General features: G+C 38.8%; 14 protein-coding genes. All 14 read right to left on the reverse strand.

The genetic code is table 11. The features are described from left to right. Positions 1-33 precede the first annotated feature (33 nt). Complete coding sequence (locus tag G7Y45_RS13805; RefSeq protein ID WP_175413947.1) at positions 34-744, reverse strand: tetratricopeptide repeat protein; 711 nt, start codon at positions 742-744, stop codon at positions 34-36. An 8-nt stretch (positions 745-752) separates the two neighbouring features. Then, on the reverse strand, positions 753-1,778 hold the full coding sequence (locus G7Y45_RS13810; protein WP_005777880.1) for a VWA domain-containing protein: 1,026 nt from the start codon (positions 1,776-1,778) through the stop codon (positions 753-755). Positions 1,779-1,791: 13 nt separating this feature from the next. Then, complete coding sequence (locus G7Y45_RS13815; RefSeq protein WP_032531023.1) at positions 1,792-2,775, reverse strand: VWA domain-containing protein; 984 nt, start codon at positions 2,773-2,775, stop codon at positions 1,792-1,794. 51 nt (positions 2,776-2,826) lie between these two features. Then, entirely contained in the window at positions 2,827-3,900 is a 1,074-nt protein-coding gene (locus tag G7Y45_RS13820) for a hypothetical protein (RefSeq protein ID WP_165015060.1), read from the reverse strand. 8 nt (positions 3,901-3,908) lie between these two features. After that, complete coding sequence (locus G7Y45_RS13825) at positions 3,909-4,778, reverse strand: DUF58 domain-containing protein (protein ID WP_005777886.1); 870 nt, start codon at positions 4,776-4,778, stop codon at positions 3,909-3,911. A gap of 56 nt (positions 4,779-4,834) precedes the next feature. Next, positions 4,835-5,830, reverse strand: a complete 996-nt coding sequence (locus tag G7Y45_RS13830; protein WP_005777888.1) for a MoxR family ATPase — start codon at positions 5,828-5,830, stop codon at positions 4,835-4,837. 241 nt (positions 5,831-6,071) lie between these two features. Then, positions 6,072-7,487 (reverse strand): HU family DNA-binding protein, encoded by a 1,416-nt coding sequence (locus G7Y45_RS13835; RefSeq protein WP_005820349.1) that lies wholly within the window; start codon positions 7,485-7,487, stop codon positions 6,072-6,074. After that, positions 7,480-7,770, reverse strand: a complete 291-nt coding sequence (locus G7Y45_RS13840; protein ID WP_005777892.1) for an HU family DNA-binding protein — start codon at positions 7,768-7,770, stop codon at positions 7,480-7,482. Before G7Y45_RS13840 ends, G7Y45_RS13835 begins: the two co-directional genes overlap by 8 nt. Before the next feature lie 75 nt (positions 7,771-7,845). Further along, a complete protein-coding gene (gene rimO, locus G7Y45_RS13845) occupies positions 7,846-9,144 on the reverse strand; it encodes a 30S ribosomal protein S12 methylthiotransferase RimO (protein WP_165015064.1) in 1,299 nt (432 codons plus the stop codon). After that, complete coding sequence (gene ftsY, locus G7Y45_RS13850; protein WP_165015067.1) at positions 9,141-10,100, reverse strand: signal recognition particle-docking protein FtsY; 960 nt, start codon at positions 10,098-10,100, stop codon at positions 9,141-9,143. The genes rimO and ftsY overlap by 4 nt, the downstream gene beginning before the upstream one ends. Positions 10,101-10,250: 150 nt before the next feature. After that, the gene (locus G7Y45_RS13855; protein WP_005777897.1) at positions 10,251-10,409 is read right to left on the reverse strand and encodes a DUF4295 domain-containing protein; all 159 of its coding nucleotides are present in this window, start codon (positions 10,407-10,409) and stop codon (positions 10,251-10,253) included. A gap of 19 nt (positions 10,410-10,428) precedes the next feature. Beyond that, positions 10,429-10,617 carry a 50S ribosomal protein L33 gene (gene rpmG / locus G7Y45_RS13860; RefSeq protein WP_002560155.1) on the reverse strand — a complete coding sequence of 63 codons (189 nt, stop codon included), beginning with the start codon at positions 10,615-10,617 and terminating at the stop codon, positions 10,429-10,431. Positions 10,618-10,639: 22 nt separating this feature from the next. Further along, on the reverse strand, positions 10,640-10,900 hold the full coding sequence (gene rpmB / locus G7Y45_RS13865; protein ID WP_002560154.1) for a 50S ribosomal protein L28: 261 nt from the start codon (positions 10,898-10,900) through the stop codon (positions 10,640-10,642). Between the two features lie 121 nt (positions 10,901-11,021). Then, positions 11,022-12,254, reverse strand: coding sequence for a CinA family nicotinamide mononucleotide deamidase-related protein (locus G7Y45_RS13870; protein WP_165015070.1), 1,233 nt, complete (start codon positions 12,252-12,254; stop codon positions 11,022-11,024). Positions 12,255-12,288 lie beyond the last annotated feature (34 nt).

A 12,288-nucleotide genomic window follows, 5' to 3' on the forward strand; every position in this document is an offset into this window, starting at 1 on the left:
CCTCTGAAGTTTTTATCATCAATTATTTTATTATTACCAATCCTTCTCTAAACGTCTTCCCTGAAGAGTCTGTTGCTTCTTCACTTTATCTTGAACACCTTTTTCATCTTGCATTACAGAATTAAGCAACTGCTCTGCATTTTCCTTAGACATTTCATTGTCGTTCTTCTCAGACTTAGGAGGTTGCTGCTGCTGTTTATCCTTATTTTGATCATTTTGCTTATTCTGATCTTTATTATCTTGTTGCTTTTGCTGATCATCTTTATTCTGATCTTGATTTTGGTCTTGGTTCTGTTGATTTTGCTGTTGATCTTTCAACAACTTTTGAGCCAATGCCAAGTTATAACGGGTTTCATCATCTTTCGGATTATTTCTCAAAGACATCTTATATGCTTCAACCGCTTTCTGATAATCTTTACCAGACTGGAATAATACTCCCATATTATGATAAATCTGTCCCAACTTGGCCTTATCTTTTTCTATTTGAGTTGCAGCTACATATTGCTCCATCGCATCTTTAAACTTTTGCTGTTGCGACAACGTATTACCCAAATTATACATAGAAACAGTTGATTTGGGATTCACCTCTAATGCTTTTCGGTAATTAACCTCAGCATCCACAAAAACACTGTCCTTAAAAAGACGATTGCCTTTACGGATATAATCACGCTCAGCCTTTTGTGCAAAAGTACCCAGAGAGAGGGATAGCAACAGAGCGAATAATATATATTTACTTCTTGACATACACATTATTACTTATTAGAAAACAACCGAATGTTTTTAAACAATGGATTTTTACGATCTAAAATCAACATCTCTACCAATAATAAAAGCAATATCATCCAAGCAATTACTTGGAATTGTTCATTATATTCTGTATACACTTTAGACTCAACATCTGATTTAGCCATCTTATTAATTTCTTGATTAATAGCCTTTTGCGCAGAATTCGAGTTATCTACACGAACATAAATCCCATTCCCTACCTTTGCAATTTCCTGACACATAGCCTCATTCAAACGGGTCACAATTACATTGCCTTCACGATCACGGCGAAAATCGTTACTACCTTCAATTGGAATAGGAGCACCATCGGGCAAACCAACTCCCAAAACGTTCACTTGAATACCTTTTTTGGCAGCTTCTTTAGCAGCTTCAACAGCCCCGCCTTCATGGTTCTCACCATCGGTAATCACTACAATAGCACGTCCTACTCCTTCTTGTGGAGTAAAGCTGCGAGCTGCCAGACTGATCGCTGCACCAATAGCTGTACCTTGTTTAGATATTAACGAAGGATTAATAGATTCCAGGAACATTTTAGCGGAAATATAATCACTCGTTATTGGCAACTGAGTAAAAGCATCTCCCGCAAATACAATCATACCCACTTTGTCATTCTCCATACCATCTACTAATTTAGATATAAGCCTCTTAGCTTTTTCCAAACGACTTGGCTGAACATCTTGTGCAAGCATAGAGTTAGAAATGTCCAATGCAATCATAACCTCTACTCCTTTACGCTTTACAGTTTCAAGTTTAGAGCCGAATTGTGGACGGGCTAACAATACCGCAAACAGACCTATGGCGGTAAATACCAACCAGAACTTTACATCGGGACGATATTTAGATACATCAGGCATCAGTTGTGCCATCAATACCGGATCCCCGAATTTACGAATAGCTTTCCTCCTTCTATAGTTAGAAAAAAGATAGAAGGCTACCAACAATGGTAGCAACAACAACAAATATAAATATGCAGGTTCTTCAAATCGAAACATCTTTCTATCTATTTTATGGTATCTTCTTCAATATTGAGTTACGTAACAATAGTTCAAGCAGTACACATAAGAAAGCAGCCAGCGCAAACCAACGATATTCTTCCTGACGCTTACTATACTCTTTCACGTTCAATTTCGTTTTCTCCAATTTATCAATCTCTTCATAAACCTCTTTCAGTTTCGAATTGCTGGTAGCACGAAAATAGTTTCCATCCGTAATACCTGCTATTTGAGTAAGGGTTTTTTCATCAATTTCAACCGGCGTATTAATATACTGTACTGTTCCCCCGACCGGTACCGGATAAGGAGCCATACCATTTGTTCCCACACCAATAGTATAAACACGTATACCAAAACTTTTTGCTATTTCAGCAGCTGTCAATGGAGAAATATCTCCTTTATTATTTGTACCATCTGTCAGCAAAATAATCACTTTTGATTTTGCTTTACTATCTTTCAGCCTAGTTACTGCATTAGCAATTCCCATTCCCACTGCTGTCCCATCCTCTATAATATCGCACTTAATACCTTGAAATAGATTCAGTAATACAGCATGATCTACCGTTAAAGGACACTGAGTAAAACTTTCACCGGCAAAAAGCGTAATACCTATATTATCATTCGGACGGCCATTAATAAATTCCGCAGCTACATCTTTTGCAGCCTCCAATCTATTAGGCTTCAAGTCCTCCGCCAACATACTGGTAGATACATCGATAGCTAACATAATATCAATACCTTCGATTTCGCTGTTTTGCCAGCTATTGGTTGTTTGAGGGCGTGCCAAAACCAAGATGATCAATATTAGAGCAATGATGCGCAAACCAAAAGGTACATGCAGCAAATAGTTCCTATAACTTTTCGGTGCATGTGCATATACACGTGCATCAGAAATCTGAAGAGTCGGCTCCGTCTTCTTCCGCTTCATTATATACCACACAATATATGGTATAAGCAACAGCAGCAAAAACAAATATTCAATATTGGCAAAAACCATTCTATTTACAATTTACTATTTCTTATTTTATATGATAAAAGTAAAAACCTATTACGCAAACAGATTATAGAGTTGTAACCCTATATATACAAAGGTTCCAATAAGAGCAGCCGACAAAAATACAATACCACATATCAGTAATATCTTTGTACGCAAAGACCTTTTCTCTATAATGGTGATTTCAGTAGGCTGTGGCTTCAGGTTCTCTTCTTCCGGTTGTTTGGTTTCATTAATAAAATCAATTGCATTAATTAAATTCGCATCATTTTCGTTCATTTGCGGATCATGCTTAGCGAATTTAACCAAATCGGCTGTCTGGAATAAATATTTTAAATCCGATATAGCTTCTTTATCATTAAATTCAAGCAATTTATCTATAATTTCAGATGAAGTCATTTCCAATGCATTAAAACCAAATCGATTCTTAATATATGTGCGAAGAGCATCTGTCAATTCCGTATAATACTCCTTCGGTTGTCCCTTTTGCCATATCTTCTCTGTCTTAATACGCTCTATCTCTTTCATTGCCAGTTGATGTGGAGGCAACTTAGGCTCAACCTTTATTTTACGAATAATAGGCTTATTATCACGGATGCGAACAATCAAATAAATGAGCAATCCTAACAGTGGTAATGCCAAAAAAGAGCAACCAATCAAGCCATACCAATCTTCCCATGCAAAAGGAGCCTTCATAACGGTCTTCTGACCAAAAAACTGATCAGGATGCAAAGTATCCACAGGCATTGAGTACACTTTCAATGCCAATGCTTTCGATTTATACTCTTTATTATCAATCTTCACACCCATAGGAGGAATATAATATAAAGCTGAATCAAAAGAAGTTACCATATACTCCTGGGTAATTAACATTCTCTGGCGATCATTTAAATATTGTGTATCAGGTTTAGCAGTTTCCACAATTTCCACCCCACGTACCAGCGTATCTGTAAATACCGGAAAAACAGCTTTCTGCTTCACATCCATCGCTACTTGTAACTGCACTTTTGCCTGTTCTCCTATTAGAATTTGCAAAGAGTCTATTTTAGCATCGACAGTCACAGACTGTGCAGCAATTCTGCCAGAAACCAGAAATAACAATACTATCAGAAATATATTTTTATTCATCTTTCCTGTTAATTTCGTTTAGCAAATAAATTCAGTAACGCTTTCACGTAATCCTGATCAGTACGTACCGAAACAGAATCAACATTACTTTTGGTAAACGTCTCGTCTAACTCAGTTTGTTTATTTACCCACCATTCATGATGCGCCTTACGCACTCCGGCCGAAGATGTGTCTATCCACTGTTCATGTCCGGTTTCCGCATCTTTAATCCGCATCAAACCTACTGCCGGTAACTCAGCTACTCTCCTGTCATATACTTGAATAGCGACAACATCATGTTTCCTATTGGCTATGGTCATTGCATTCTTAAAGCTTTCCTGATCTATAAAATCGGATAAAATGAAAGCTGTACAACGTCTTTTCATGACATTCGTCAGATATTCCAGAGCAAGGCGAACATTTGTACGACGACTTTCGGGCTTAAAATCAATCAATTCACGAATAATGTACAGAATGTGTTTACGCCCTTTCTTGGGAGGAATAAATTTTTCTATTCTGTCTGAAAAAAAAATAACTCCGATCTTATCGTTATTCTGAATAGCAGAAAATGCGAGAGTAGCTGCAATTTCTGTTACCATATCCTTCTTCAGTTGTTTTACGGTGCCAAATTCCAAACTACCGGAAACATCCACCATCAACATCACCGTCAGTTCACGCTCTTCCTCAAACACCTTCACAAAAGGTTTGTTAAAACGCGCTGTCACATTCCAGTCAATGTCACGTATATCATCACCAAACTGATATTCACGCACCTCAGAAAAAGCCATACCTCTACCTTTGAAGGCCGAATGGTACTGTCCTGCAAAAATATTGTTCGACAATCCACGCGTCTTTATTTCAATCCGACGAACTTTTTTTAGAATTTCACTTGTTTCCATCTATTTAATTGAGAATTGAAAGTTGGTAATTGAGGATTATTCATTCTCAATTAAAATTAAGGCACTTCTATCTTATTCAATATTTTACTTACAATTTCATCAGAAGTTACATTGCTGGCTTCCGCTTCATATGTCAATCCGATACGATGCCGGAGGACATCATGTGCAACAGCACGTACATCTTCCGGAATCACATAGCCACGACGTTTAATAAATGCATAAGTACGTGCAGCCAAAGCCAGATTAATGGAAGCACGAGGTGAACCACCGAATCCAATCATATCTTTCAGCTCTTTCAAATCATATTTTTCGGGATAACGTGTAGCAAATACGATGTCTACAATATAGCGTTCAATCTTTTCATCCAGATAAACCTGGCGTACTACTTTACGGGCTTCAATTATTTCTTCTGCCTTCAAAATAGGTTTCACATTGAATTTCTCTCCATTAATGTTTTGGCGAATAATTAATTTCTCCTCTTCCTGCTTCGGATAATCAATAATCACCTTAAGCATAAAACGGTCTACCTGAGCTTCCGGAAGCGGATATGTACCTTCCTGCTCAATCGGGTTCTGTGTAGCTAACACAAGGAATGGCTCAGGCAACAAGAATGTCTCTTTACCAATGGTCACCTGACGTTCCTGCATTGCTTCAAGCAGGGCACTCTGCACTTTGGCAGGCGCACGGTTTATTTCATCGGCCAATACAAAATTAGCAAAAATCGGACCTTTTTTCACTTGAAAGGTTTCATCTTTCTGACTGTAAACCATAGTACCTACAACATCGGCAGGCAACAAATCAGGCGTAAACTGTATGCGGCTGTATTTTGCATCGATCAACGAAGCCAATGTCTTGATTGCCAAAGTTTTTGCCAATCCTGGTACACCCTCAAGCAATACATGCCCGTCAGAAAGTAGCCCGATTAACAGTGACTCTACCAAATGTTTCTGACCCACAATGATCTGGTCCATGCCTGTTGTAAGATTGGTAACGAAAGCACTCTGTCTTTCAATCCGCTCGTTCAATTCGCGGATGTCAATTGATTCAGCCATAAATACTAATTATTTTATTGTTTAATTTCTTACTTATAATATAAATGAAACCTATGTTGTAAGGCTTTTTAATTTCGATTCCAAAAGTACACTATATCTTTAACCATTCCAACTAATTTTTATTAAAAAACAATGCGAAGTCTTTAGATTAAGGTACTTTCATACGCTTTTGTATTTGTATAACATAAACACGGCACCCGGATGTATACAAGTTTATACACCCGGGTGCCATACAAAGCCGTTACTTTTTAACAAGTTCCGGTATTTTAAGTACAGTACCATATGGCACACTATTCGGATTCTTAATCACTCCCTGATTATGCTTAACAATATAAGGCCACAAATCTTTTGTACCATAGAAGCGTAAAGAAACCTTGGTTAAAGTCTCCCCCTCTTTCATCGTATAGGTAGTCTTAGTACCGGTAATTATGTAGTTTACAGAATCCGGCTTAACAGGTATTGACACCACCTTCTTAGTAACCTTTTCCTGAGAAACCGATTTACTCTCCGATACTTTATCCGTTTTCACCGACACAGGTTTAGGATTCACTACCTGTTGTTTATCCTGCATTTTTACCACCACTTCGGCTATAGTATCTGTTTTCATAACAGTATCTAACGGGACTTCCTTTATAGGCTCTTTTTTCTCCACCGCTTCAATTACGGTTGATTGCATTTCTTTTTTAGAAAACAAATCCGGATAATAAACAAAAACCAGAGCCGCACCACAAAGCAGCATAACAACCGCTATGATAGTTACCAAATAAGGGACAGGAGATTTCTCTTTTTTGAATTTAATTTCTTTTTGGGGGTGCCTCTCCTTTCTCATAGGAACAATCGGAACTTCTGTTTTCTGAATCTCCCGAGCAATTATTTCTTCTGCAGTCAGTTTAGGAGCCTCACCTTCTTCTATTTCTTTTTCCGCCGGCTCTTGTTCTTCCTCGAATCCCTCGTCAGTCTTATCTGGTTTAATGTCTTCCGATACTTCACCAACAGATAATCCTTCTATTTCTATGATAGTCTTTGTGCCCGTATCCTTGCAGGTTTCCTTTTCAACTTCTTCAGGCACATCAACCATTCGACCTCCAATTTCTATATTTTCCGTTTTTTTCGTATCCTCCTCAATATCCCCTGTAGTAGTCTCAGCATTCTCTGCGTTTTGCTCTGGCATACCCTCCGATTCTGCTGTTTCTATCTGCTTTGCTGCCTCTATAGGCTCTGTTTCAATCTGCTCTTTCCCTGAAACATCCTCTATAAACTGTGTTCCTTCTACTCCAGGCACATCCACCGGATCTCCCTCCAATTCCTCTATCGGCGTATCTTCCAATACAGTATTCTCATTCAGTACAACCGTCTCAAAATGAGAAAAAGGCCTATTAATAATATCCCGCAAAGAAGGATCAGGAGTAAAAGAAATCTTTGTATGTCCTTCTATCTTAATTCGTTCGCCTGTATTGATATTTACACTTTCACGGCTATTAACCCCTATCAGTTTAAATGTTCCCAGCCCCTTGATTTTCACGTACTGATCATTCTCCAGAGCCTGTTCTATCAACAGAAAAAACTCCCGAACAAAAACATCGGCATCTTTTTGAGGGACCCCATGCCTGCTAACCAGTAAATCAACAAGATTCTGTATAGTCAACCTTTCATTCATACGGAAATGCTTCTTTAAACTTATCCTTTAAGATTGGACTTGGCTTGAATGCCAACACCAGTTTGGGTGGAACCAACAAGCGTAGTCTGGTGACAGGATTGATGACAATACGCTCAGCCTTCTTTTTTACTTCAAAAGCACCAAATCCCTGTATTCCTATAGCATTACCTTCCTGCAGCTCCTGAATGATGTCAGACAGCAGAGTAGTTATCAAGTCAGAAGTATCTTTTGTATTATATCCTAACCTGCGCGAAAGTTCTGAAGTAAATTCTTTGTTATTCAAAATACTACAATTTTAAAAGTGTGTTGCTATATTAGTCAATCCGAATGAAAAAAACAAATTCTTAGGGAAATATCTTTAGATAACTTTCGCAAAAAGATCGAATTCATCGGAATCAATCACCTCTATTTGATAAAAGTCACCAACCCTCAGACTATCTCCCTCGCACTTTATTAATACCTCAGGATCTACTTCCGGAGAATCAAATTCAGTGCGCCCAACATAATAATCACCCTCTATACGATCAATGATAACTTTCATTTGCCACCCCACCTTAGATGCACTAAGTTCAGCAGAAATCCCCTGTTGAATATCCATCAGTTCATCCAAGCGGGCCTGTTTCACTTCTTGAGGAATAGAATCTTCATAATTAGCTGCCGCATACGTGCCCTCTTCCTCTGAATAAGCAAAAGCTCCCATTCTATCGAAACGGACTTTACGAACAAACTCTTTCAATTCCTCAAAATCCTCTTCTGTTTCACCCGGATGCCCCACCATCAACGTTGTACGTAAATGAATACCGGGAACTTCTTTACGAAACTGTTCAATTAACCGATAGGTGTCTTCTTTGGTCACATGACGCCGCATACGTTGCAACATGTTATCACTAATATGTTGCAATGCTATATCCATGTATTTGCATACATTATCCCGTTCACGCATCACTCTAAACAAGTCTTCAGGAAAATGTGCCGGGTATGCATAGTGTAAACGTATCCATTCCACACCCGGAATCTCAGAAACACGCTCAATCAATTCCGGGAGCATTTGTTTCTTGCATAAATCGACTCCATAGTAAGTCAACTCCTGGGCAATCACCTGAAACTCTTTCACACCATTGGAAACCAAGTATCTCACTTCGTCCAAGATCTCTTCCATGGGACGAGACACATGACGTCCTGTAATGATTGGTATAGCGCAATAAGAACATTTACGGTCACACCCCTCTGATATTTTCAGATAAGCATAATGTTTAGGGGTAGTTAGCGTACGTTCAATATGAAGTTCGTCATGGTAGGCTTTTCCCAAGTCCTGCAACAACTCTTTCCAGTTGAATTTACCATAAAACTTATCAACCTGAGGAATTTCAATCGCCAATTCTTTTAAATAGCGTTCCGAAAGACAGCCCATAACAAAAAGTTTTTCCAGATTTCCTTCTTCTTTTTCCTGGGCAAATTCCAGAATCATATTAATTGATTCTTCTTTCGCATCACCGATGAAACCGCAGGTATTGATAACTGCTATTTCTCCTGTCGGTTTTTCCGAGTCATGGGTAACATCATATCCGGCTTCTTCCAACTGACGCATCAACTGTTCCGAATCCACCAAATTCTTAGAGCACCCTAATGTTATAATATCTATAGTTTTTCTTTTCATGCATTCTCTCCAAATAAGGAGTCTACAAATTCTTTCTTGCGGAAAACCTGCAGGTCTTCCATACCTTCACCCAATCCAATATATTTCACCGGAATCTTAAACTGATCTGAAATTCCGATAACAACGCCTCCCTTTGCCGTTCCGTCCAGTTTTGTTATAGCCATGGCAGTCACCTCTGTAGCCAACGTGAATTGTTTAGCCTGCTCAAAGGCATTCTGCCCGGTTGAACCATCAAGCACCAGCAACACCTCATTCGGAGCATCAGGTACCACCTTCTTCATTACATTCTTAATCTTCGTCAGTTCATTCATCAAACCGACCTTATTGTGTAGGCGTCCTGCTGTATCTATAATCACAACATCCGAATCATTAGCAACGGCCGAGCTTAATGTATCAAATGCAACCGAAGCGGGATCAGCACCCATTTTTTGTTTTATTACCGGTACCCCTACTCTATCTCCCCAAATTACAAGCTGTTCTACAGCTGCTGCACGAAATGTATCGGCCGCACCCAAGTAAACAGATTTACCAGCTTTCTTGAATTGATAAGCAAGTTTACCAATGGTAGTTGTTTTACCAACTCCATTCACACCCACTACCATAATGACATAAGGCTTTTTCTCTACCGGAACATCGAAATCAGCAACATCATCCGAATTATTCTCAGTCAACAATGCTGCAATTTCTTCACGCAGAATTGAGTTTAGCTCTTGTGTATTTACATATTTATCTTCTGCTGCACGTTTTTCAATACGTTTAATGATATTAAGAGTAGTCTCTACTCCCACATCCGATGTGATAAGCACCTCTTCCAGATTATCCAGCACTTCATCATCCACCTTCGACTTGCCGGCTACCGCACGGGCAATCTTGCTGAATACACTTTCTTTGGTTTTAGATAATCCTTTATCTAAAGTTTCCTTCTTTTCCTTTGAGAAAAAACTAAAAAATCCCATGATTACAATTATTTGTATAATACATTATGCTACAAAGATATAATAAAACTGGCGTAAAGTAAAAATTGAAGCGAATAAAATTGGCAAAAAAAATCCCCTCAATGAATATCAGTGAGAGGATTTTTCAGGTTGCAATCTAATGCAACCGGCTTATTTCTTAAAAAAGTCTTGTACTTTTTCGTTAGGAACCATTTGTTCATCAAAAATGTAAGCTCCAGTCTTCGGAGATTTAACCATTTTGATAACCTTAGTATAAGCACGACCTTCTTTAGATCCTTCGTGCAAACTTGCTACTGTTTTCTTTGCCATGGGTTATACTCTTTCTTTTTTATTTAATTTCTTTGTGTACTGTTACTCTCTTCAGAATCGGGTTGTATTTTTTCAACTCAAGTCTTTCTGTAGTATTCTTTCTGTTCTTAGTTGTGATATAACGAGATGTTCCCGGCATACCGCTATCTTTGTGTTCTGTGCATTCCAGAATCACCTGAACTCTATTACCTTTTGCTTTCTTTGCCATAATCAGTTTCTCCTCTTACGTTTTAGCCAATAACTTTAATGGTTTTCCAATCACAATACCCTTTGGCAACTGCATCATTCAGAGCAGCGTCCAAACCTTTTTTATTAATAATACGCAAACCAGCAGCGCAGAGGCTCAGGCTGATCCAGCAGTCCTGTTCTACATAGTAGAACTTTTTGTTAAACAAGTTCAAATCAAAGGTTCTCTTAGTTCTTCTCTTTGAGTGTGAAACATTGTTGCCAATCATGGCTTTCTTTCCGGTAATTTGACAAATCTTCGACATTTCTATCTTATTTTTATAGTTTTAATCTATACTTCTTTCAAACAGAGCGCAAAGTAAGCACTTTTATAGATATAAAACAAGCATTTCTTAAATAAATTCATTATTCAGCAGTAATTTTTCTTCATTTCACCAATTTTCGAAGTAACAGAAGAGCATTATTACCTGCTCTCTCCACATTCATTTCTCTTCCGCGGTCAGTTTCCTGCTTCATAGTGCAAATTTCATTTTTATAGGCAGCAGCAATCCAGACTGTACCAACAGGCTTCTGCTTAGTACCTCCGCCAGGACCTGCGATACCCGAAGTGGCGACTGCACAATCAGTTTTCAGCGCTTCCATCGCACCTTTTACCATCTCAATTACGGTTTCCTCGCTTACAGCACCTTTCTTTTCAAGCGTTTCCATCGATACCCCCAGCAATTTCATCTTTACTTCATTAGAGTATGCCACTACACTTCCTTTAAAATATTCCGAACTTCCGGCAACCGAAGTAACACGGGCTGCAATACTTCCACCGGTGCAACTTTCTGCGGTGGAAAGGGTCAATTTCTTCTTTTTCAGAAGTTCCCCAATCAGAATCTCAATCGGTGTATCTTCTTCATCCAAAATATCTTCACCTAAAATGGCTTCCAATTTGGCGCTCTCAACATTTAAGTATGTCTCTACTTCCTGACGATCTTGTCCACGTCCTGTCAATCTCAAACGAATCAAACCGGGTTTAGGCAAGTAAGCAAGTTTAATACAGGACGGCAGCGCCACCTCCCAAGGCTCCAGTTTTTCAGCCAGCACTGATTCCGGATAGTTTTGCACAGTAAAAGTACGATGTACAATGGCATCTGTATGAAACTTTGCGCACAAACGAGGAATCACTTCTTCACTCATTACCGTAGTCATCTCCTGAGGAACACCGGGCATGGAAACAAGCACTTTACTATCCTTTTCAAACCAACTGACAGAGGCACTTCCCACCCGATTATTAATGACCGTACAATTCTCTGGCACCATCGCCTGACTCTTATTCAACGCATTCATCGGTATTTTTCCAGCTAATACCCGCTTCACATTTTCAAATACAGCCTCACTAAAAATCAGTTTGGTACCAAAATATTCACAAAGGGTTTGTTTGGTAATATCATCCTTAGTAGGGCCCAAACCACCTGTCATCAATACAATATCCGCCCTTTTCATCGAGGCATCCACTGCTTCGGTTATCTCTTCTGCACGATCACGTACAGACACTACACGAATAACTTCGATACCGACTTTATTTAATTCGCGTCCCATCCATGCCGAATTAGTGTCAGTCACCTGGCCTATCAGCAACTCATCACCGATGGTTATTATCTCTGCAAACATGATTTTTTTTATTTAGCTTTCTCAATATTATAGA

Source organism: Bacteroides sp. ZJ-18, assembly GCF_011038705.2.
GTDB classification, from domain to species: Bacteria; Bacteroidota; Bacteroidia; order Bacteroidales; family Bacteroidaceae; genus Bacteroides; species Bacteroides hominis.

Bases quoted from the DNA above. Each gene is read 5' to 3' on its own strand.
- G7Y45_RS13805 (WP_175413947.1), bottom strand. From the start codon at position 744: ATGTCAAGAAGTAAATATATATTATTCGCTCTGTTGCTATCCCTCTCT.
- G7Y45_RS13810 (WP_005777880.1), bottom strand. From the start codon at position 1,778: ATGTTTCGATTTGAAGAACCTGCATATTTATATTTGTTGTTGTTGCTA.
- G7Y45_RS13815 (WP_032531023.1), bottom strand. From the start codon at position 2,775: ATGGTTTTTGCCAATATTGAATATTTGTTTTTGCTGCTGTTGCTTATA.
- G7Y45_RS13820 (WP_165015060.1), bottom strand. From the start codon at position 3,900: ATGAATAAAAATATATTTCTGATAGTATTGTTATTTCTGGTTTCTGGC.
- G7Y45_RS13825 (WP_005777886.1), bottom strand. From the start codon at position 4,778: ATGGAAACAAGTGAAATTCTAAAAAAAGTTCGTCGGATTGAAATAAAG.
- G7Y45_RS13830 (WP_005777888.1), bottom strand. From the start codon at position 5,830: ATGGCTGAATCAATTGACATCCGCGAATTGAACGAGCGGATTGAAAGA.
- G7Y45_RS13835 (WP_005820349.1), bottom strand. From the start codon at position 7,487: ATGAATGAAAGGTTGACTATACAGAATCTTGTTGATTTACTGGTTAGC.
- rimO (WP_165015064.1), bottom strand. From the start codon at position 9,144: ATGAAAAGAAAAACTATAGATATTATAACATTAGGGTGCTCTAAGAAT.
- ftsY (WP_165015067.1), bottom strand. From the start codon at position 10,100: ATGGGATTTTTTAGTTTTTTCTCAAAGGAAAAGAAGGAAACTTTAGAT.
- G7Y45_RS13855 (WP_005777897.1), bottom strand. From the start codon at position 10,409: ATGGCAAAGAAAACAGTAGCAAGTTTGCACGAAGGATCTAAAGAAGGT.
- rpmG (WP_002560155.1), bottom strand. From the start codon at position 10,617: ATGGCAAAGAAAGCAAAAGGTAATAGAGTTCAGGTGATTCTGGAATGC.
- rpmB (WP_002560154.1), bottom strand. From the start codon at position 10,900: ATGTCGAAGATTTGTCAAATTACCGGAAAGAAAGCCATGATTGGCAAC.
- G7Y45_RS13870 (WP_165015070.1), bottom strand. From the start codon at position 12,254: ATGTTTGCAGAGATAATAACCATCGGTGATGAGTTGCTGATAGGCCAG.